This window comes from Pseudomonas sp. SCT (assembly GCF_003864275.1).
GTDB classification, from domain to species: domain Bacteria; phylum Pseudomonadota; class Gammaproteobacteria; order Pseudomonadales; family Pseudomonadaceae; genus Stutzerimonas; species Stutzerimonas stutzeri_AE.
In genome coordinates this window covers 154864-175853 of record NZ_BDJA01000006.1, presented here as the reverse complement: position 1 = coordinate 175853, position 20990 = coordinate 154864, and the positions used below count along the sequence as shown (strand labels likewise).

At 62.7% G+C, this 20990-nt stretch carries 18 protein-coding genes; 10 read left to right on the top strand and 8 right to left on the bottom strand.

Annotation, left to right across the window (positions count from 1 at the left end):
• Window positions 1–49 precede the first annotated feature (49 nt).
• Window positions 50–1009 (bottom strand): 2-hydroxyacid dehydrogenase, encoded by a 960-nt coding sequence (locus BHD08_RS16210; protein ID WP_125023524.1) that lies wholly within the window; start codon window positions 1007–1009, stop codon window positions 50–52.
• Window positions 1010–1077: 68 nt separating this feature from the next.
• Here BHD08_RS16210 and BHD08_RS16205 point away from each other — a divergent pair, with 68 nt between their 5' ends.
• Together BHD08_RS16205 and BHD08_RS16200 are read left to right on the top strand one after the other, a co-directional pair.
• Window positions 1078–1707 carry a LysE family translocator gene (locus tag BHD08_RS16205; protein WP_015277949.1) on the top strand — a complete coding sequence of 210 codons (630 nt, stop codon included), beginning with the start codon at window positions 1078–1080 and terminating at the stop codon, window positions 1705–1707.
• A 106-nt stretch (window positions 1708–1813) separates the two neighbouring features.
• On the top strand, window positions 1814–3499 hold the full coding sequence (locus BHD08_RS16200) for a fatty acid--CoA ligase (protein ID WP_015277948.1): 1686 nt from the start codon (window positions 1814–1816) through the stop codon (window positions 3497–3499).
• A 10-nt stretch (window positions 3500–3509) separates the two neighbouring features.
• Here the strand turns inward: BHD08_RS16200 and BHD08_RS16195 are convergent, their stop codons facing one another.
• Window positions 3510–3848, bottom strand: a complete 339-nt coding sequence (locus BHD08_RS16195) for a hypothetical protein (protein ID WP_160128664.1) — start codon at window positions 3846–3848, stop codon at window positions 3510–3512.
• Window positions 3849–3863: 15 nt separating this feature from the next.
• Here BHD08_RS16195 and BHD08_RS16190 point away from each other — a divergent pair, with 15 nt between their 5' ends.
• The 4 genes from BHD08_RS16190 (at window position 3864) to BHD08_RS16175 (ending at window position 11406) form a co-directional block, all read left to right on the top strand.
• Window positions 3864–4514 carry an MBL fold metallo-hydrolase gene (locus tag BHD08_RS16190; protein WP_015277947.1) on the top strand — a complete coding sequence of 217 codons (651 nt, stop codon included), beginning with the start codon at window positions 3864–3866 and terminating at the stop codon, window positions 4512–4514.
• 130 nt (window positions 4515–4644) lie between these two features.
• Complete coding sequence (locus BHD08_RS16185; protein ID WP_015277946.1) at window positions 4645–5298, top strand: OmpA family protein; 654 nt, start codon at window positions 4645–4647, stop codon at window positions 5296–5298.
• A gap of 148 nt (window positions 5299–5446) precedes the next feature.
• Window positions 5447–9166 carry a CHASE domain-containing protein gene (locus tag BHD08_RS16180; protein WP_125023522.1) on the top strand — a complete coding sequence of 1240 codons (3720 nt, stop codon included), beginning with the start codon at window positions 5447–5449 and terminating at the stop codon, window positions 9164–9166.
• A gap of 125 nt (window positions 9167–9291) precedes the next feature.
• On the top strand, window positions 9292–11406 hold the full coding sequence (locus BHD08_RS16175; protein ID WP_125023743.1) for an EAL domain-containing protein: 2115 nt from the start codon (window positions 9292–9294) through the stop codon (window positions 11404–11406).
• Window positions 11407–11431: 25 nt separating this feature from the next.
• On the opposite strand, the gene BHD08_RS16170 is transcribed toward BHD08_RS16175, so the two are convergent.
• From BHD08_RS16170 to BHD08_RS16160, 3 genes are all read right to left on the bottom strand, one after another.
• Window positions 11432–12340, bottom strand: coding sequence for an acyltransferase (locus BHD08_RS16170; RefSeq protein ID WP_125023520.1), 909 nt, complete (start codon window positions 12338–12340; stop codon window positions 11432–11434).
• 133 nt (window positions 12341–12473) lie between these two features.
• Entirely contained in the window at window positions 12474–14570 is a 2097-nt protein-coding gene (pta, locus tag BHD08_RS16165; RefSeq protein WP_015277942.1) for a phosphate acetyltransferase, read from the bottom strand.
• A 163-nt stretch (window positions 14571–14733) separates the two neighbouring features.
• Window positions 14734–15921 (bottom strand): acetate kinase, encoded by a 1188-nt coding sequence (locus BHD08_RS16160; RefSeq protein WP_015277941.1) that lies wholly within the window; start codon window positions 15919–15921, stop codon window positions 14734–14736.
• Window positions 15922–16158: 237 nt separating this feature from the next.
• Here BHD08_RS16160 and BHD08_RS16155 point away from each other — a divergent pair, with 237 nt between their 5' ends.
• The 4 genes from BHD08_RS16155 to BHD08_RS16140 all read left to right on the top strand — a co-directional run bounded on the left by BHD08_RS16155 (window position 16159) and on the right by BHD08_RS16140 (window position 19145).
• Entirely contained in the window at window positions 16159–16644 is a 486-nt protein-coding gene (locus BHD08_RS16155; RefSeq protein ID WP_003302716.1) for a peptidylprolyl isomerase, read from the top strand.
• 114 nt (window positions 16645–16758) lie between these two features.
• Window positions 16759–17241 carry a glutathione peroxidase gene (locus BHD08_RS16150; RefSeq protein WP_015277940.1) on the top strand — a complete coding sequence of 161 codons (483 nt, stop codon included), beginning with the start codon at window positions 16759–16761 and terminating at the stop codon, window positions 17239–17241.
• Between the two features lie 138 nt (window positions 17242–17379).
• Window positions 17380–18039, top strand: coding sequence for a TetR/AcrR family transcriptional regulator (locus BHD08_RS16145; RefSeq protein WP_125023518.1), 660 nt, complete (start codon window positions 17380–17382; stop codon window positions 18037–18039).
• Window positions 18036–19145, top strand: coding sequence for an NADH:flavin oxidoreductase (locus BHD08_RS16140; RefSeq protein ID WP_125023516.1), 1110 nt, complete (start codon window positions 18036–18038; stop codon window positions 19143–19145). Before BHD08_RS16145 ends, BHD08_RS16140 begins: the two co-directional genes overlap by 4 nt.
• A 174-nt stretch (window positions 19146–19319) precedes the next feature.
• On the opposite strand, the gene cysZ is transcribed toward BHD08_RS16140, so the two are convergent.
• From cysZ to BHD08_RS16125, 3 genes are all read right to left on the bottom strand, one after another.
• Complete coding sequence (cysZ, locus tag BHD08_RS16135; protein WP_015277937.1) at window positions 19320–20075, bottom strand: sulfate transporter CysZ; 756 nt, start codon at window positions 20073–20075, stop codon at window positions 19320–19322.
• A gap of 220 nt (window positions 20076–20295) precedes the next feature.
• Window positions 20296–20634: a HopJ type III effector protein gene (locus BHD08_RS16130; protein ID WP_015277936.1), complete on the bottom strand. Its 339-nt coding sequence runs from the start codon at window positions 20632–20634 to the stop codon at window positions 20296–20298.
• Window positions 20631–20924, bottom strand: a complete 294-nt coding sequence (locus BHD08_RS16125) for a DUF1244 domain-containing protein (RefSeq protein ID WP_125023514.1) — start codon at window positions 20922–20924, stop codon at window positions 20631–20633. Before BHD08_RS16125 ends, BHD08_RS16130 begins: the two co-directional genes overlap by 4 nt.
• Between the last annotated feature and the right edge of the window lie 66 nt (window positions 20925–20990).

The following is a 20990-nucleotide window of genomic DNA, read 5'->3' as shown; positions in this document are numbered from 1 at the left end:
GTTGCTCGCAAGCTCAGGGCAGCGGCATGGCTGCCCTGAGTCGCTTCGCTCAGTTGACCTGGCGCAGCGGGGCGCCGGCAAAGAAGGCAGTCGCGTTCTCGGCCAGCTGGGCGACGATGCGCTGACGCGCTTCACGGCTGCCCCAGGCGCTGTGCGGGGTGATGATCAGTCGCGGCAGATCCGGCGCCAGCAGGGGGTTATCGTCCTGTGGCGGCTCGCTGGTCAGCACGTCGGTGGCCGCGCCCCCCAGGTGACCGCGGCGCAGGGCATCAGCCAATGCGTGCTCGTCGACCAGGCCGCCCCGCGCGGCGTTGATCAGAAAGGCGGTTGGTTTCATCAGCTGCAGCTCGCGCGCGCCGATGAGGTTGCGCGTCTGCTCCGTCAGTGGACAGTGCAGCGTGAGTGCGTCCACCTGCGGGAGCAGCTCGTCCAGGTCCAGACGCTCCGGGCGCTTCGGCCGGCCCGGCAGATTGCCGACCAGCACGCGCATGCCGAATGCTTCCGCCAGCCTGGCTACGGCGCTGCCGAGTTCGCCGTGACCGAGCAGGCCGAGGGTCTTGCCCTCCAGTTCGACGATGGGAAAGTCCAGCAGGCAGAACTGTCCGCTTTCCTGCCAGCGCCCACGGGCGACGGCGGCCTGGTAATCGGGTAACCGCGTAGCCAGCGCCAGCAGCAGCATCAATGTGTGCTGGGCGACGGTGGGTGTGCCGTAGGCCTGGCAGTTGCTGACCACGATGCCGTGCTCGCGAGCGGCCTGCAGGTCGATGTTGTTGACCCCGGTGGCCGAGACCAGGATGAGCTTCAGCTCGGGGCAGGCAGCCAGGGTTTCGGCCGTGAGGGAGACCTTGTTGACGATTGCGACCTGGGCGCCCTGCAAGCGCTCGACGATCTGGTCGGTTGTGCTTTGCTCATGACAGACGAGTTCGCTGAAAGCGTTCCGCAACGGGTCGAGGTCGAGATCGCCTTGTTCGAGGGGAGAGAGATCGAGAAAAACGGCGCGATTGGACATCAACTGTACCTTTTCGAAGAAACCGGGGCTGGTCGACAATGTGGCCCGGCATAGCGTGGAGATTGACTGTGTACTGGATGGAATTTATGACCGTGGCGCTGGTGCATCTACTCGCAGTGGCGAGCCCCGGACCGGATTTTGCGGTGGTGGTGCGCGAAAGCGTGACCCAGGGCCGACGTGTCGGAAGCTGGACTGCCTTGGGTGTCGGCTGCGGGATATTCGTCCATGTCGCCTATTCCCTGCTCGGCATTGGCCTGATCGTCTCGCAGTCGATTGTGCTGTTCAACCTCTTCAAGTGGCTGGCGGCCGGGTATCTGCTCTATTTGGGCTGGCGCGCGCTGCGCGCGCGACCGATGAGCCTGGACGTGACCGATGAAACGAATGCGCGTGCGGGTCGTTCGGCCTGGCAGGCATTCGTTGTCGGTTTCGTCACCAACGGCCTGAATCCCAAGGCCACGCTGTTCTTCCTTTCGCTATTCACCGTCGTGATCAGCCCCGATACACCGCTGCTGGTGCAGGCGGGCTACGGCGTCTATCTCGCCGGGGCCACCGCGCTGTGGTTCCTGCTGGTGGCTTGGTTGTTCAGCCGAGGCCGCGTGCGCGCTGGCTTTGCGCGGATGGGCCATTGGTTCGATCGGTTGACCGGCGCGGTGCTGATCGGCCTTGGCGTGCGTCTGGCCGTAAGCGAGATCGGTTAACACGCTGAAACGAGGTGCGCGGAAAATAATCCTTTGGACTGATTTTGCCTGGGGGCGGACGCTCTAGAGTGCTGCTTACAACTCCAACAAGAACAGGATGCCCCTCATGCTGCAGACCCGTGTCATCAAGCCCGCGGCGAACGCTTACCAGTACCCTCTGCTCATCAAGCGCCTGCTGTTATCCGGCGTGCGCTACGAGCGCACCCGCGAGATCGTCTACCGTGACCAGCTGCGTTACGACTACCGCACCCTGAATCAACGTGTCGCGCGGTTGGCCAACGTGCTGACTGCAGCAGGCGTCAAGGCAGGTGACACCGTGGCGGTGATGGACTGGGACAGCCACCGCTATCTGGAATGCATGTTCGCCATCCCGATGATCGGCGCCGTGGTGCATACCATCAACGTGCGCCTCTCGCCGGATCAGATCCTCTACACCATGAACCACGCCGATGACCGCTTCGTGCTGGTCAACAGCGAGTTCGTGCCGCTGTACCAGGCGATTGCCGGGCAGCTGACCACGGTGCAGAAGACGCTGCTGCTCACCGATGGCGACGTGCACGACGCCGGTCTGCCGGATTGCGTCGGCGAATACGAGAGCCTGCTCGCCGCTGCTGCACCTAGCTACGATTTCCCGGATTTCGACGAGGACTCGGTCGCCACGACCTTCTACACCACCGGCACCACCGGCAATCCCAAGGGCGTGTACTTCACCCATCGCCAGCTGGTGCTGCACACCCTGGCTGCGGCAGTGACCGTCGGCTGCCGGGAGAATCCTCGGCTGATGGGCTCGGACGACGTCTACATGCCGATCACGCCGATGTTCCATGTGCATGCCTGGGGTTTGCCCTACGTCGCCACCATGCTCGGCCTCAAGCAGGTCTATCCCGGGCGTTACGATCCCGAGTACCTGATCGACCTGTGGCGCCGTGAGCAGGTGACTTTCTCCCATTGCGTGCCGACCATCGTGCAGATGCTGCTCAACGCCAAGGCGGCGCAGGGCACCGATTTCAAGGGCTGGAAGATCACCATCGGCGGCAGTGCGCTGACCCGCGGCCTGTATGACCAGGCCAAGGCCCGTGGCATGAACCTGATCGCCGCCTACGGCATGTCTGAGACCTGCCCGCTGATCTCCGGCGCACATATCAACGATGAGTTGCTGGAAGCCGATGAGGACACCCGCAGCACCTTCCACCTCAAGGCCGGCGTGCCGGTGGTGCTGGTCGATGCGGCGATTCAGGCTGCCGACGGCAGTTTCCTGCCGGCAGACGGTACCTCACAGGGCGAACTGGTACTGCGTGCGCCCTGGCTTACGCAGGGCTATTACAACGAACCGGAGAAAAGCGAAGAGCTGTGGGCTGACGGCTGGCTGCACACTGGCGACGTGGCGGTGATCGACGAGATGGCCAATATCGAGATCCGCGACCGCATCAAGGATGTGATCAAGACCGGCGGCGAGTGGCTGTCGTCATTGACCCTGGAAGGATTGATCAGCCGTCACGAGGCGGTGCGCGACGTAGCGGTTGTCGGCGTGCCGGATGAGCGTTGGGGCGAGCGACCGTTCGCCCTGGTGGTGCTGGCCGAGGGCCGCGAGCTGAACGCCGACCAGTTACAGACGTTCCTCGAGCCGGCGGTGGCCGAAGGGCATATCAACAAGTGGGCGATCCCGCAGCAGGTCGCCGTGGTCTCGGAAATCCCCAAGACCAGCGTTGGCAAGCTGGACAAGAAGCGCATCCGCAGCGAGATCGCGCGTTGGCAGGAGGACGCCGCGGTGGCGCAGCCCTCGCCGAGCTGAGCCGACGGCTTCAGTCGGCATCGAGTAGGGTTTGTACTCGGCTCTGGAGAGCATCCAGAGTGAAGGGTTTGCCGCGCAGCAGGTGCTCGGGTTGGGCACCGCTGCCGGCCTGCAATGCTTGCTCGGCATAGCCGCTGATGAGCAGGATCTTCAGCTCTGGCCGCAGCTGGCGCGCTTGTTCGGCAACTTGATGGCCGTATCTGCCGCCCGGCAGACTGATATCGGTAATCAGCAGATTGGGGACATGCTCAGGCGAGCAGCCGCGACTTCTGTGCCGATGGTGCCATTGCCTGCAGCGCGGGCAGTCGGCATCCTGCTGGCCGGCGCTCCGGCGCAGTGGATATTGCAAACCTGAGGATGCCACATGGCTGCCACCCAACCGCTGTTGATTCGCGAAACCTTCCCTGTCGGCCCGTTGCAGTGCAACTGCACGATCATTGGCGATCCTGTGAGCAAGAAGGCCATCGTCGTCGATCCGGGCGGCGACCCGGAGAAGATCATGGCGCGGCTGGATGTTCACGGCCTGAAAGTGGTGAGCATCATCCATACCCATGCGCATCTGGACCATTTTCTGGCGTCCGGTCGGATGAAGGAGCAGACCGGCGCCACGCTGCATCTGCACAAGGCTGACCAGTTCCTCTGGGATAACCTGGAGATGCAATGCCGCATGTTCGGTGTGCCTTACACGCCGGTGCCTGCGCCGGACCAGTGGCTGGCCGATGATGAGGAACTGGCCTGTGGCTGCGGCGTGGCGCTGCACACACCGGGGCATACACCTGGCTCGATGAGTTTCTGGTTTGCCGATGCAAAGCTGCTGATTGCCGGCGATACGCTGTTTCGCCGCGGTATCGGGCGCACGGATCTGTGGGGCGGCGATTATGCGAGTATCGAGCGGTCCATCAAGCAGCGTCTCTATACGCTCGACGAGGAGGCCACGGTGGTCACCGGTCACGGCCCTGACACCCGTCTGGGCGACGAGATGCGCGACAATCCCTTCGTGCGCGCCGGCGCCTGATCGGCCGTTGGACCGGTTCTGTTGCACGGTTCCTATCCCTGCTGGTGGGCAGTGGTAATCTAGCGCTGCATTCAGGGTTCGTGGCTACGAAGCGCGATGCCCTGGTAACTGACGAGAGAAGGAAGTACCTATGAAAATGCTGAACATGACCGCTCTCGCAGCGGGCGTTGCGCTGCTGGTCGGTTGTACCACCAACCCTTACACCGGCGAGCAGCAGGCTGGTAAGGCGGGCGTATATGGCGGTATCGGTGCCGTCAGCGGGGCGGTCATCGGTGCTGCGACTTCGAGCAAGAAGGATCGCACCAAGGGTGCACTGATCGGTGCTGCGGTTGGCGGCGCTGCCGGCGGTGGCTACGGCTACTATGTCGACACCCAGGAAGCCAAGCTGCGCCAGACCCTGCAAGGCACCGGTGTTCAGGTTCAGCGCAATGGCGACAACCTGACGCTGATCATGCCCGGCAACATTACCTTTGCCAGCAACTCGGCTGACATTTCCAGCAGCTTCTACCCGACCCTCAATTCCCTGGTGCAAGTCTTCAAGGAGTTCAACAAGAACGGCGTCGATATCGTCGGTCATACCGACAGCACTGGTTCGCTGCAGCTGAACCAGGATCTGTCCAACCGCCGTGCCCAGAGTGTCGCGTCTTATCTGGTCTCCAATGGTGTGGCGCCCGCGCGTATTTCGTCCTACGGTGCCGGCCCGAGCCAGCCGATCGCCAGCAACGACACTGCGGCCGGCCGCGCGCAGAACCGTCGCGTCGAGATCAATCTGCGTCCGCTGTAAGTGCTAATAGATTGCGGGGCTGCAATGGCCCCGTTGTCGACGAAAAACAGACGCCACTAATCCGTTAATCCTTCTCGCCATTGAACCTCTCTGCACTATTCGAATCTGACATTCGATAGCACGCCAGTAGTGGCACAGAGGAGGTCGAATGGATGATCGTCCCGCTCTCCATTCCCGCAGGTCCTGGTTGCCATTACTGGTCGCACTGGCCCTGATGGCGGGGCTGGGTGGATGGATTGGCTGGCAATGGCACGTCCAGGAGCAGCGCAGCAAGGTTGAGCAGGAGCAGCGCTTTACCTTTGCCGTCGATGATATCGAGCACACCCTTCGCGAGCGAATGCGTGCCTACGAGATGGTGTTGCGCGGCCTTGCTGGTGTGGTGGCGGGTAGCGACGAAGTGAAGGTGGACGACTGGGCGCGCGCCGCAGACCAGTTGCAGCTGCAGGACTTCTACCCCGGTATCCAGGCTGTGGCACTGGCACGCCATGCGACTCCAGAAACCCTTGACGGCATTATCGAGCAGATTCGCAGCTCGGGGCGCGAGCGCTTTCGCATGTATCCGTCGGGCGTGCGCGACGAGTATGTCGTGACCGACTACATCCACCCGACCGATTGGCGTAACCGGAGGGTGCTCGGCTTCGATCTGTTCAGCGAGGCGACCCGTCGTGAGGCGATCGTCAGCACCCGTAACAGCGGCAATCCGGTGCTCACCGGGCCGCTGCGCCTCAAGCAGGAAACCGAGCAGAACGTCCAGGTTGGTGTTCTGCTGTTCTTCCCCCTGTATGCCGCAACTGCACCGGTAACCACCGAGGAAGAGCGTCAGCGCGCCTTCGTCGGCACGTTGCACGGCGCGTTTCGCCTCACCGATCTGATGGAGGGCATCCTCGGCTCGCGGAGCCGGATGTTGCAGCTGCAGCTGTTCGATGCCGCCAATCCAGACTCTCCGTTGCTGGCCGGGCGTGCACCGGTCAGCGCCGATGCCAAATTCCAGCGGATCCGCAATATCTACATGTATGGCCGTAGTTGGCAGCTGCAGGTTGCGAGCACACCGGAGTACGAGGCGGTGCTGCGGGACAACAACCGGGCCTTCAGTCTCGCGGCTGCGCTCACCGCGGCGGCACTGTTTTCTTTGCTCGTCGGTGGTTACCTGTATCTGCGCGAACGCGCGCTGCGCAACAGCCAGGCGTTGAGCCTGCAACTGCAGGAGCGCGAAGCACGTTTCCGCCAGTTGATCGAGCAACTGCCGGTAGCGACATTGTTGTGCAACGCTGGCGGTCGTATCGAGCTGGCCAATCAGAGTGCGGCACAGCTGTTTGGCAGTACGGCGGAGCTACTTGCGGGCGAGCGGGTGAGCCGTTACGTGCCTGGCGTACTCGGCGAGCAGATACTGCGACAGCTGCGTGAGACCAGTCAGCTCGAACTGCAGGCCCAGCGCGAAGATGGCAGGCCCATACCGGTTGCGGTCAGCCTGACCAGCTTCAACCATGACGATGCGTTGTACTACGTGTTGAACCTGCTCGATCTGCAGGCGCGCAAGCGCGACGAGGAGCGCTTCCGCAACGTGGTCGAGGCTTCCCCCAACGCGTTCGTGCTGGTGGATGTTCACGGCGACATCGTCATGGTCAACCGTCAGACCGAGGTGCTGTTCGGCTACACGCGCCAGGAACTGCTCGGTCAGCCAGTGGAGCAACTGTTGCCCGAAGCGCTGCGTGAAGCCCATCGAGGCCTGCGTCAGGGCTACACCGAGCATCCCGAACCACGGCGCATGGGCAGCAATCGCGAGCTGTTCGGCCTTCATCGCGATGGCAGCGCGTTGCCGGTGGAGATCGGTCTGTCGCCCTTGCGCAGTGGCGACGAGCAGTTGGTGCAGGCAGTGATCATCGATATCAGCCACCGCAAGGCCGCCGAGCGCCGCTTGCGCGAGCAGGCCGATCAACTGGCCGTTGCCAACCGCTACAAATCGGAATTCCTCGCCAACATGTCCCATGAGCTGCGTACGCCGCTCAACAGCATCCTGATTCTCAGCGATCAGTTGCGGCAGAACGGGGCTGGCAATCTGAACGAGAAGCAGGTTCGGCATGCCGATATCATCCACCGCGCTGGCCATGAACTGCTGCAATTGATCAACGACGTGCTGGATCTTGCCAAGATCGAGTCCGGCCACATGCAGCTCAAGCTGGAGCCGCTGAACCTGCGGGAAATGCTTGCCGAACAGCAGACTTCGCTCGGGCCGATGGCCGAGCAGAAAGGCTTGCTGCTCAGGATCGAAGTCGATGCTGACGTGCCGGTCACGCTGAATTCCGATCGCGCACGGCTGCAGCAGATCCTGCGCAACCTGCTCACCAACGCGCTGAAGTTTACCGAGCAGGGCGAGGTGGAACTGCTGGCGAGCTGCCGCTGCGCCGAAGACGGTTCAGGCCAGACGCTGCAGTTGCAGGTGCGCGATAGCGGCATTGGCATTGCCAAGGACCAGCACGAGCGGATCTTCCAGGCCTTTCAGCAGATCGATGGCTCGATCAGCCGGCACTACGGTGGTACCGGGCTGGGACTCGCGATCACCCGGCAACTGGTTGAGGTGCTGGGCGGCCAGGTGACTGTCGAAAGCGAGCTGGGCCAGGGCGCCACGTTCACCGTCGTGTTGCCTATCGCAACGGTGTCGGGTGCATCGACGCAGGCATTGCTACCACCCCAGCCGCAGCGGCGCGGTCGCGGTCCCGGCCTGCTGATCATCGAGGACGATACGGACTTTGCCTCCGTGGTCGCCGAGGTCGGACAGAGCCATGGTTTCACCAGCCTGATCTGCAATACCGGGGAGCAAGGGCTGGAGGCACTGAGACGCGAGCACTTCGCTGCGGTGATCCTCGACATCCTGTTGCCGGATATCAGCGGCTGGCAGATCCACCGCGAGCTGCGTGGCGATGAGCGTCACCAGGGTATGCCGGTGATCATCATCTCCTGTGTGCCGCAGCCGCATGACTGGCACGACGATGGTTCGCGCTATCTGGTCAAGCCGGTCGCGCAATCGGAGCTGGAGCGCATTTTCATCGAACTGGCGCGGCACGAACATAACCCGCTGCGCTTGCTGCTGGTAGAGGCCGAGCCGCGGCGCCGCGTATTGATCCGTGACTACTTCGAGCGGCTCGGTTACAGCGTCACGCTCGCCGGCAGCAGCGATAGCGCCCGACTGGCCTATGCCGAGCAGACGTTCTCGGTCGTGGTGGTGGACAGCGAGCTGGCTGACGGCAGCGGGTTGGACCTGCTGGATGCCTTCGAGCGGCTGCGCTCGCTAGAGGGGGTCACTGTGCTGGTGAACAGTCGCGAGCCGCTCTCGGAAAAGGATCTGCAACGTTTGCATCGCTACGCGGCCACCGTGCTGTCCAAGGAGGAAGCGGTCGAGCGCCTGGGGGCACTGGTGCGACCGGAGCCTGCCGCGCCAGCGCCAAGTGCCGCTGTTTCGCTGCATCTTGCCGCGCCCGGCCAGCGAGTGCTGCTGGTCGACGAGGATGTGCGGCTGATCTATTCGCTGACTGCCCAACTGGACGAGCTGGGCATCCAGGTGGTGCCTGCCACCAGTGCTGCGGAGGCGTTGGAGCGTTTCGACGAGGATGCCTTCGATCTGGTAGTGCTGGACATGAGCCGGCCCGGCGCGGAAGGTCCGGAGTTGGCGCGGCGGCTTAAGCAGGATCACGACTGCCAGGCGCCGATCGTTGCGCTGGTGGGGGCGAACGATGAAGGCGCGCGTGAACGGTGTAGCGCTTCTGGTGCCGATGAGGTGCTGATCAAGCCGGTCGAAGCGACGGCCCTGCGTGAGCTGTTACGGCGCTGGCTGGACCTGGAATCGGGTACGGACGAAGCGGAAAAGGAGTAGCGATTGGTGCAGGCTGAACATGACAGTGCCAAGGCGGTGGTCCGTCTATCCAGCGTTCGAGGCGTGCTCGCTTCGAGCGGCGCGCGTTGCCGGCATTTCGACTTGGATGGCTTGGAGATCGGCGAATAATGCAAACGCAGCTTAAGCCCAGGTCACGCAGCCGTACGCTGCTGGTGGTGGACGACCGTGAAGCGAATCTGGTCGCGATGGAAGCGCTGCTGGGCGACGGTGACTGGCAGGTGCACACCGTCAATTCCGGCGAGGCGGCGCTCAAGGCGCTGCTGGAGCTGGACGTCGAGCTGGTGCTGCTGGATGTGCAGATGCCGGGCATGGACGGTTTCGAGGTTGCCCGGTTGATGCGCGGCAGCCCGCATACCCGCTATACGCCGATCATCTTCGTGTCGGCGATTGCCCATACCCGTGATTCCGTGCTGCGCGGCTACGCCACCGGGGCAGTGGACTTCATCCTCAAGCCATTCGATCCGCAGGTGCTCAAGCACAAGATCAATACCTTGCTCGCCCATGAGCACAATCGCCGTGATCTGCAACTGCTCACCCAGCAGCTCGATAGCGCTCGCGCCTTCAATGCCTCGGTGCTGAGCAATGCCGCCGAGGGCATCCTCGTGGTCGGCGAGGACGGTTACATCAGCTTTGCCAATCCAGCCATCGCCGGGATGCTGCACCGTCGCGTCGAGGATCTGCAGGGCACGCCGCTGCTGTCGCATCTGGCGGCGCCAGATATGCCGGCTAGCTGGCACGAGTCGGACTTCTATCGCTACTGGCGCAGCGGCTCCACCTATCGCCTGCACGAGGCGCAACTGCATACCGCCAATGGCACGCCGCTGCCGGTGGCGCTGTCGAGCTCGCCGCTGCCGCGCCAGCAACGCTCCATGGTGGTGATCGCGCTGGATATGTCGGTGGTGCGCAATCTGCATGTTCAGCTCGAGACCCAGGCGGTCACCGATTCGCTGACCGGCCTGCTGAACCGGCGTGGCTTCCACCAGGCGCTGGAGTCCTCGCTGGCGCGGGTGGACCGCAATGGCAAGCGCATGGCCATCCTCTATATCGATCTGGATGGCTTCAAGCGCATCAACGATTCTCTCGGCCACGATGCTGGCGATGAGATCCTCTGCAAGGTGGCGCGCCTGCTGGAAACCTGCATGCGCCCTTACGACATCATCGCGCGCATGGGCGGGGATGAGTTCACCGCGCTGCTGGATTCGCTGGATCACCCCGAAGATGCGGCACGGGTGGCGGAAAAACTGATCGAGCTGATTTCGGTGCGGCACAAGGTCGACGGAACCGAGGTAACGCTGGGCGCCAGTATCGGCATCGCGCATTTCCCCGATTGCGGCGTCAGCGTCGACCAGCTGTTGCGCTCGGCTGACATGGCCATGTACGAGGCCAAGCGCGCTGGTCGCCGCCAGTACCGTTTCTTTTCCAGCGACATGAACGAGCGCGCTCATGCCCGCCTGATGATGGAGGAGAACCTGCGCAGCGCCACCGAGCGCAACGATTTCGAGCTGCTCTATCAGCCGCAGGTCATGCTCGCCAGTGGCAAGCTCCGGGGATTCGAGGGTTTGCTGCGCTGGCCGCAGGGCGATGTTGGCGAAAACGAGCCCGGCGTGTTCATTCCATTGCTGGAGGAGACGCGCCTCATCGAGCGCGTCGGCGACTGGGTGCTGCGTGAAGGCATGAACCAGTATGGCCAATGGCTGCCGTCGTTCGGTAGCGACCTGATCCTCAGCCTGAATGTCAGCCCGGTGCAGTTCAGTCGCGCCGGGCTGTTCGACTCGCTTCGTCGATTGCTCGATGAATATCAGCTCGACCCGGCGCAGCTGGAGCTGGAAGTGACCGAAGGTACGCTGATGCAGGACCTCGAGCAGAGTTGCGACAAGCTCCGCCAGTTGCGCAAGCTCGGCGTGCGGGTGGCTATCGACGACTTCGGCACCGGATATTCATCGCTGGCTTATCTTCGACATTTCGAGCTGGATACGCTGAAGATCGATCGTCTGTTCATCGCCAACATGATGGATTCCCCACGCGATGCAGCCGTCGTCAGTACCATCATCGACCTCGGTCGCAACCTTGAGCTGGAAGTGGTGGCCGAGGGCGTCGAAACCGTCGCTCAACGCGACTGGCTGATAGCGAATGGTTGCGATGTCATGCAGGGCTTTCTGGTATCGCCTGCGGTACCGGCCGAGCAGGCCCGCGCGTTTCCCTCACGGCTCAACTGGTAAGTCCTGCTGAGCGGTATGACGCCGCTCAGCGTCGGACCGGAAACTCCTCATGCAGCTGCGCCAGCTGCAAATCCTTTTCGCTCCAGAGTTCGTTCACCCACTGTTGAAACGCCAGCCGGTACGCTTCGTCCTGATCGTAGTTCCTGCCGAGAAACTCGGCCGGTAACTGCTGCGCCGTGACCCGCACCACCACCTGATGAATGTTGCCGGCAAGCAGATCCCAGAAGCTGGGGCGGCCGTCGGGATAGTGGATGGTGATATTGATCAGCGCTGTCAGCTGTTCCCCCATGGCGTCGATGACGAATGCGATACCGCCAGCTCGGGGCTTTAGCAGGTAGTGGTAGGGCGAAGCCTGCTCGCTGTGCTTGTTCTCGGTGAACCGCGTGCCTTCGAGAAAGTTGAACACCGACACCGGATTGGTCCGATAGCGCTCGCAGGCCTTGCGCGTCGTTGCCAGGTCCTCACCGCGTTTCTCCGGGTACTTGGCCAGGTATTCCTTGCTGAAGCGCTTCATGAAGGGAAACTCCAGCGCCCACCAGCACAGGCCGATCACCGGAACCCAGATCAGCTCCTGCTTGAGGAAGAACTTGAGAAACGGCATGCGCCGGTTGAGCTGGTACTGCAGCACGAGGATATCCGCCCAGCTCTGGTGGTTGCTGGTCACCAGATACGAGTGATGCATATCGACCTGATCCAGCCCCTGCACGTCCCAGCGGATCGGGCGAACCAGATCCATCCAGAAGCTGTTGACCGCGATCCAGGACTCGGCGATCCAGTGCATGCCGAAGCGCAGGCTGCGCTGCACGGCGGGCAGCGGAAACACCAGTTTCAGCAGCGAGAGGGCAAACAGCGGCCAACACCAGAACAGGGTATTGAGAGCCAGAAGCAAGGCAGCGAGGATGCCGCGCAGTGAAGCGGGGAGGAAGCTCAGCATGGATTTCTCGTCGATACGGCTGATTCGAGGCGCCAAGAGTAGCGATTATGCGCTGAACTGCAACTATCGAGAGAGTGTGGAAGGCTGAAGCCGTCGGTTCTAAGGCGCGACGGCTTCAGTTATCGAGGGTCGATCAGCCCTTCTGGTTGGCGGCCTGCAGAGCGGTCAGAGCGATGGTGAAAACGATGTCGTCCACCAGTGCGCCACGCGACAGATCGTTAACCGGCTTGGCCAGACCTTGCAGCATCGGGCCGACGCTGAGGCAGTTGGCGTTGCGCTGTACCGCCTTGTAGGTGGTATTGCCGGTATTCAGGTCGGGGAAGATGAACACCGTGGCCTGGCCGGCCACCTTGCTGTTCGGCGCCTTCTGCTTGCCGACACTCAGCACCGAGGCGGCGTCGTACTGCAGCGGGCCATCGATCGGCAGGGCAGGAGCGCGCTCCTGGGCGATACGGGTGGCTTCGGCGACCTTCTCGACTTCCGCACCGCTGCCGGAGCTGCCGGTGGAGTAGCTGATCATCGCCACGCGCGGGTTGACGCCCAGGGCTACAGCGGATTCGGCACTTTGCAGTGCGATTTCGGCCAGCTCGGTAGCGCTCGGATTCGGGTTCACGGCGCAGTCGCCATAGACCAGTACCTGGTCCGGCAGCAGCATGAAGAATACCGAGGACACGAGGCTGTAGCCCGGTGCTGTCTTGATCAGCTGCAGCGCGGGGCGGATGGTGTTGGCGGTGGTGTGCACCGCACCGGAAACCAGGCCGTCCACTTCGTCCAGCGCCAGCATCATGGTGCCGAGGACGACGGTGTCCTTCAGCTGCTCGCGGGCATCTTCCGGGGTCAGGCCCTTGGCCTTGCGCATCTCGCACATCGGCTCGACGTAGCGGTTGGCAATGCTGTCCGGGTCGAGGATCTCCAGGCTGGCCGGCAGGCTGATGCCTTGCTCGCGGGCGACCTGCTGGACTTCTTCCGGCTTGGCCAGCAGCACGCAGCGAGCGATGCCACGCTCCTGGCAGATGGCGGCGGCACGGATGGTGCGCGGCTCGTTGCCTTCCGGCAGCACGATGCGCTTGTTGGCGTCCTGGGCGCGCTTGACCAGCTGATAGCGGAATGCTGCCGGCGACATGCGCAGCTCACCGCGCGGCACGCTGCAGCGGGTATGCAGGAACTCGGGGTGCAGGTGCTTGGCGATGAAGTCGGTCACGCGCGTGGCGCGCTCGATATCGTCCGCCGGGGTTTCCTTGTTCAGGCCGAACAGGTTGTTCGCCGTGTCGTAGGAGTTGGTCTCCACGGTCATCACCGGCAGGCCGCCGTCCAAGGCGGCCTTGCACAGCTCGAGGATGCGCGGGTCCGGTGCGAAGTCGCTGCACAGCAGCAGGCCTGCGAGCTTCTCACCATTCAAAGAGGCCAGGCTGGCGGCGAGGATGATGTCGTCGCGATCGCCAGGCGTGACCACCAGAACGCCGGATTGCAGCAGCTGCACGGTGTTGGGGACGGCACGTGCGCACAGCACGATCTTGTTGACGCGGCGCTGGTCGGCTTCGCCGGCGTTGAGCACCTGCGCGCCGAGCAGTTCGGCGATGTCACGGGTGCGCAGTGCGTTGAGTTCTTCCGAGAACGGAATTGCGCCAAGCAGCTGGAAGTCGGCACTGCCCAGCAGCGGCAGGTGCTGCTTCAGGCTGTCGATGAATGCCGGCAGGCCTTCCTCTGTCTTCACCTTGTTGAGGATGACGCCGAGCACCTTGGGATCCTTGGCGCCGCCATACAGCTGCGCCTGGATCTCGATGCGTTCGGCCAGACGCTTGAGGCTGTCATTGCCCTGAGCGGCGATCAGGATCACTTCGGCGTCGAGACTCTTCGCCAGTTGTGTGTTGATGCGCTGGGTGTAGTTCGACTCGCGAGTCGGCACCATGCCTTCGACGATGACCACGTCCTTGCCGGCGGCTACCTGCTGGTAGCGGCTGACCACGTCCTCGAGCAGCAGATCGATCTCGCCATCGGCGAGCTGGCGCTCTACCTGTTCCAGTGGCAGTGGCTCGGGGGAGGTCAGTTTCAGCGTGCGCTCGACCAGAATGCAGGAGCGCTCACGGCCCTGGTCGACGGGGAAGGGTTGCGCGATCGGCTTGAAGAAGCCGACCTTCAGCCCAGCGTTTTCCAGCGCACGGATCAGGCCGAGGCTGATGGAATTGAGGCCGCCGCCGAAACCGGTAGGGGCGAGGAAGATTGTGTGCATGGCATCTCCTTGAGGACAGGGTGCTCGGGATAACGGTGCTGGGCGCCGGCTAGGCTAGGGCACTTGTGCCGGGGCGGAAACTGCCTGATTGCCGCGGCGCTCATGTGCAAAGACCCGACGGCCGGGGGCTGTCGGGTCTCTGAATCGCTGCCTGCGTTCGCTCTCAGGCGTCCAGCAGGGCCAGCGTATCGAGGGCGATCTGACGCTCCTCGTTGGTCGGAACCACCATGATGCGCGGGCTGCCTGCGGCCTGGATTTCGCCAGCGACACCACGGGTGCAACGGGCATTGGCTTCGGCGTCGAGCTTGAAGCCGAACAGCTTGAGGTGTTCCAGGGTGCGCTCGCGCACAGCCGAGGAGTTTTCACCGATACCACCGGTGAACACCAGGCCGTCCAGCTGCGGCAGCGCACAGGACATGGCGGCCAGCGACTTGGCCAGGCGGTAGCAGAATACGTCGAAGGCCAGCACGGCGCCCGGATGACCGGCGTTGCGGGCATCGGCCAGGGTGCGCATGTCGTTCGACAGTCCGGAGAGGCCTTTCAGGCCGCTTTCCTTGTTGAGCATGTTGTCGATCTTGGCCAGATCCCAGCCCAGCGTCTTGTTCAGGAAATTGTGCAGGCTCGGGTCGACGTCACCGCTGCGGGTGCCCATGACCAGGCCTTCGAGCGGGGTCAGGCCCATGCTGGTGTCGCGGCTTTCACCATTGACCACCGCACAGGTGGAGCAGCCGTTGCCCAGGTGAGCGACCAGCCAGCTGCTATTTTCGACCGGAACACCGGCCATCTCGGCGGCGCGCTTACTGACGAAGCGATGGCTGGTGCCATGGAAGCCATAGCGGCGTACGCCATGCTCCTTGTAGAGCACATCCGGCACGGCGTAGCGGTAAGCGTGTTCCGGCATGGTCTGGTGGAAGGCGGTATCGAACACGCCTACCTGCGGCAGCTCGGGGAACAGGTTGATGGCAGCATGGATGCCGCTGAGGTTCGCCGGGTTGTGCAGCGGAGCCAGCTGGATGTTGGCTTCGATGCCAGCCAGGGTTTCGTCGTTGAGCAGCGAGGAAGCGAAGAATTTCTCACCGCCGTGCACGACGCGGTGACCGATGCCGTCGAGGTGGCCGCCAGCGGCTTCTTCCACGCGCGGCAGGATCTGGGCGAGGGCAGCCTGATGATCGGCGTTGGGCACCTTGACGCTTTCCTTGCCAGCGGCGCTCTCGAAGTGGATCACGGCTTCCGGGCTGCCGATGCATTCGGCCAGGCCTTGTAGTGGGAAGGTCGCTTGCGCTTCGTTGACCAGGGCGAACTTGATCGACGAGCTGCCACAGTTAATCACCAGGATGTTACGAGCCGACATCGGTGCTCCTTGGTTCTCTAATGTTATTGAAATGGGTGCCAAAGATACTTTTCGCCGATTCTTGCACATCGGCCGTGAAAGCGATGCCATCCAAAGGTTGTAGTCACATATTCCATGGCACTACATTCCGCTTCGGGCGACAAACGGCAACGGTCCGTTCATCCACGTCCGGTTCGCATTCGGCGCGGTGGATGGTTAAACTTCGACATCCATTCTCTAAAGCAAAGGTTCTGCCCCATGCTGATTGCCGCTAACAAGGCTGTCTCCATCGACTACACACTCACCAACGACGCCGGTGAGGTGATCGACAGCTCGGCTGGCGGCGCGCCGCTGGTCTACCTGCACGGCGCAGGCAACATCATTCCGGGTCTGGAGAAGGCCCTCGAGGGCAAGCAGGGCGGTGACCAGATCCAGGTTGCCATCGAACCTCAGGACGCCTATGGCGAATACAGCCCGGAGCTGGTTGCTACCCTCAATCGCGCCATGTTCGAAGGCGTCGACGAACTGGAAGTGGGCATGCAGTTCCACGCTTCCGGTCCTGACGGCGGCATGCAGATCGTTACCATCCGCGACGTGGAAGGCGATGACGTGATCGTCGACGGCAATCATCCGCTGGCGGGCCAGCGTCTGAACTTCGACGTCAAGGTCGTCAACGTGCGCGACGCCAGCGAAGAAGAAGTGGCTCACGGCCATGTGCATGGCGAAGGTGGTCACCACCACTGATCCGGCCGCCGTTTAGGCGTCCGCACGCACAGCGGCAGGAACGGCTGCTGTGCCGATCGAAAGAAGAGCGCTCCGGTCGTTTGCCGGGGCGTTTTTTTCGTTAGGAGAGATGACATGAGCGCATTCCACCAATTGGTGTTGCCAGGCCTGGGCGGTGAGGAACTGCCTATGGCGCAGTTCGGCGATCAGATCACGCTGGTGGTCAATGTCGCCTCGCAGTGCGGGCTGACGCCGCAATACGCTGGCCTCGAACGGCTGCAGCAGCAGTACGCGTCCCGTGGGTTCAGCGTGCTTGGCGTGCCATGCAACCAGTTCGCTGCGCAGGAACCGGGCAGCGACGAGGAGATCCGCTCGTTCTGCAGCCTCAACTACGGCGTCACCTTTCCCTTGAGTGGCAAGCTCGAGGTGAACGGTCCGCAGCGCCATCCGCTGTATCGGTTGCTGGCTGGCGAAGGCGCTGACTTTCCAGGCGACATCACCTGGAATTTCGAGAAATTCCTGGTCGGCAAGGATGGGCGTGTACTGGCGCGTTTCTCGCCACGCACCGCACCCGACGATCCCGCCTTGATTCATGCCATCGAAAGCGCACTGGCCTGATCTGCATTTCGCGGCCGCATTTCTGCGGCCGCGTTCTTTCCCGTTGCGACCCTCCTGAAACACCGTTGCCGTGTTGGCGCTGGATAAGCGCCGTGGATGATGCTGTGCCGGCGAGACGACCGGTCATATTCTCGGCGCATGAGCCATACAGCACGCAACGACAAGCGCGATCTGATCCTCTCCAAGGGCGCCCGGGTGATGACCCGTCGTGGCTATCACGGCACCGGGGTCCAGGAAATCGTCCAGGCCGCGGGTATCCCCAAGGGGTCCTTCTATCACTACTTCGCCAGCAAGGAAGACTTCGCCCTGCAGGCGCTGGACTACATCTATGCGCCACGGCTGGAGCGCTATCGGGCTGCATTGTGCAACGCCGCTATCGCGCCGCGGCAACGCGTCCTCGACTACTACGCCGATCTCGTTGCGCACTTCGCCCGCAAGGAAAAGCCCGAATACCACTGCTTCATTGGCGGTCTGAGTTTCGAGATGGCCGAGCTGTGTCCACCTATTGCAAAGCGCTTGAGTGAAATACTCGCGCAATCCGTCGAGCAGCTTGCTCGCTGCCTGGAGCAGGCCCAGCGCGCTGGCGAGATCGAGTCCGGCTGCAATTGCCCGGCGCTGGCCGAATTCATCAGCAATGCCTGGGAAGGCGCACTGCTGCGCATGAAAGTCTGCGGCAGCGTCGCCCCGCTACAGGTTTTTCTCCAGCAGCTCGAACGCCTGTTGGCGCCGGCTGCAACAAATCTGCCGGGCCGTGAGTGTCCGGCTGCCTTGACCAATGCCACAGGAGTCGATCAATGACTGCCAGCGTACAAGCCTTGTTCCAGCCCTTCGAGCTGGGTGCCCTCCGTTTGCCGACCCGTGTGGTCATGGCGCCGATGACCCGTTCGTTCTCCCCCAACGGCGTGCCCACCGCTGATGTGGTTGAGTACTACCGTCGCCGTGCCGCTTCCGGGGTCGGGCTGATCATCACCGAAGGCACCACGGTCGGCCATGCGGCCGCCAATGGCTATCCGCATGTGCCGCGTTTCTATGGTGAGGATGCACTGGCAGGCTGGAAGGCGGTGGTCGACGCGGTGCATGCCGCTGGTGGCAAGATCGTTCCGCAGCTCTGGCACGTCGGGAATGTTCGCCGCAAAGGCACCGAGCCCGAGCCGGATGTGGTTGGCTACGGCCCGATGGAAAAGCAGAAGGACGGCCAGGTCGTTGTCCACGGCATGACCAAGCAGGACATCCAGGATGTGATCGAGGCTTTCGCCCAGGCTGCGCGCGATGCCCAGGCGATCGGCATGGACGGCGTGGAAATCCACGGTGCCCACGGTTACCTGATCGATCAGTTCTTCTGGGAGGGCAGCAACCAGCGCACCGACGAGTATGGCGGCAGCCTGGCCAACCGCTCGCGCTTCGCCATCGAGTTGGTGCAGGCGGTGCGTGCGGCGGTCGGCCCGGACTTCCCGATCATCTTCCGCTTCTCGCAGTGGAAGCAGCAGGACTACACCGCACGGCTGGTGCAGTCGCCCGAAGAGCTTGGCGAGTTCCTGGCGCCGTTGTCGCAAGCCGGGGTGGATATCTTCCATTGCTCGACGCGCCGCTTCTGGGAGCCGGAGTTCGAAGGCTCGGACCTCAACCTTGCCGGCTGGACCCGCCAGCTGACCGGAAAGCCAACCATCACTGTCGGCAGCGTTGGCCTCGATGGCGAGTTCCTGCAGTTCATGGTCAAGACCGACAAGGTGGCGCAGCCGGCCAATATCGAAGGATTGCTGGAGCGTCTGAACAAGCAGGAGTTTGACCTGGTCGCGGTGGGGCGTGCGCTGATCTGCGATCCGGATTGGGCCGTTAAGGTACGTGAGGGGCGGATGGAAGATATTCTGCCGTTCAGTCGCGAGGCGTTGAAGACGCTGGCTTGAGTGACGGCGGCAGCCAGGGTGACCTGGCTGCCGATTCCCCCTCGCCCGGCAGCATCCAATCTCGCCAGGCCTTCGCGCTGAGCTGTCAGCATGTTACATGGTACGGACGGAGAGACTCGAACTCTCACACCTTGCAGCGCTAGAACCTTAACCGCCGAACGCGACGCCAAACGTCTATGCCGGTCGGTCCAACTGCCGATTCGGCCCGCCTTCCCTTACCCAGAACAACGTCGCTCCCGCCACGGCCGCCGGCATGATCAGCAGGTTCAGCACTGGCACCAGCAGCGCCGCATAGGTCACCGCGCCAAAGCTCAGGCTCTGCCAGCGACGCTGGCGCAACCAGCCCATCATGTCCGCCCAGCTCAGCTTGTTGTTGTCCGCCGGGTAGTCGATGTACTGCACCGCCATCATCCACACGCCGAACAGCAGCCATAGGGGCGCGGCAGCCAGATTCAGTACCGGGATGAACGAGAGCACCAGCAGCGCCAGGGCGCGCGGCGCGAAATAGGCCAGCTTGCGCAGCTCGCGACCAATGGTGCGCGGCAGCATGGCGAGCAGCTCGGCCCAGCTGAATGGTGGCGCGGCATCTTCGCCGCGTACCACCACTTCGACCTTCTCTGCCAGAAAGCCGTTGAATGGCGCCGCGATGATGTTGGCCAGCATGGTGAAGCTGAAGAACACCATCAACACCACCAGCGCGACGAACAACGGCCAGAGGATGTACTCGAGAAACGCGAGCCAGGTCGGCAGGTTGGGCATGAAGGTATCGACCCAGCCGCTGAACTGGCCGACCGCAAACCAGATCAGGCCGAAGAACAGCAATACGTTGACCGTCAGCGGCAGGATCACGAACAGACGCAGCCCCGGGCTGAGCACCAGTCGCAGGCCTTCGCGCAGGTATTGCGGGCCGGAGAGGGCGGATACGGGCATTGGCGTCTCCTGTAAACAGCGGATTCGAGGGAATGGTGCGAGGGATAGTCGATGACTATGGGACGTATGCAGACGCTGAATTGTCCGCCGAGGCGGCGGATAGCTAAGGTGCGCTCTACGGTTTTCGGGTCATCCGCTTTCTCAGCCTTCCCCAAGTGCTTGGGATGACCCTTTTTATTCCCATTGAGCCGGACATGCCGGCTCGCAGAATGGATACGCGTTACTTGCGCTTGAGCGGCTGGCCGTCGAACCGCACGCCGGGCAGGCCGGTTTCCATCAATGCGCGGATGTTGCGGTGATCACTGCCGTTCGGGTTGGCCAGGACCGCCTGATAATGTTCGCCAAACGCGAGCAGCGCTTCTTCCGTGCTGAACCCCTCCAGCAGAGCCATGCCTAGCGTCTTGCAGGAACCTTCGTTCTCGCCAGCGGCATTTTCCAGAGTGCCGTTGACGAAGCGACTCGGCTGATAGTCATAGGTGCTCGCGATAAAGGCGAGGGTGTCGCTGAACGCGTGGTTGCGATTGCGCAGGCTTGCGCGGAAGTCTTTCAGGTCATTCATTCTTTCTGTGCCTTGTCGAAAGCTGCCTGCTGCTCGGTGGTCGCTTCCTTCTGATAGCGTTTCTTCCATTCGCTGTACGGCATGCCGTACACCTCTTCGCGGGCCTGGTCGATGCTGACTTCGATTTCCAGATCGTCTGCGGCCGCCTTGTACCATTTCGACAGGCAGTTGCGGCAGAAGCCAGCCAGGTTCATCAGATCGATGTTCTGGGCATCGGGGCGGGTGCGCAGGTGCTGGACCAGGCGGCGGAAGGCAGCGGCTTCCAGTTCGGTGCGTTCTTGCTCGTTCATCTCGTGGGTCTCGGCGTTGGCTGAGGTCGGCCGGATCATAACCTTGCGTCGTTGAGCCGGCCAGCC